Genomic DNA, 313 nt, shown 5'->3' on the forward strand with positions numbered 1-313 from the left:
GGGACTGCTGCACGGATAGGTGACGGTTCCTAGTCACGCCGCCAGTGCGACGGTCGTGTTCATGATGGTCTCGAACTCGATGGGCGTCAAACGGCCCAGGCGTGCCTGACGGCGTCGGCGGTGGTAGGTCCGTTCGATCCAGGTGACGATCGCGATGCGCAGCTGCTCGCGAGTGGTCCAGGAGCGCCGGTCGAGGACGTTCTTCTGCAGCAGCGCGAAGAAGCTTTCCATGGCCGCGTTGTCCCCGCTCGACCCGACCCGGCCCATGGATCCGACCAGGTGATGACGGGCCAGCGCACGCAGGAACTTCCGA

The 313-nt window shown here is 65.5% G+C and carries 1 protein-coding gene; it reads right to left on the minus strand.

From position 1 onward, the window contains the following. Window positions 1-33: 33 nt before the first annotated feature. On the minus strand, window positions 34-313 hold a 280-nt coding region (locus ACGG9C_RS17085; RefSeq protein WP_390178959.1), incomplete at its 5' end, for an integrase core domain-containing protein.

The organism is Microbacterium sp. MTN4-26, from assembly GCF_042846595.1.
GTDB classification, from domain to species: domain Bacteria; phylum Actinomycetota; class Actinomycetes; order Actinomycetales; family Microbacteriaceae; genus Microbacterium; species Microbacterium luteum.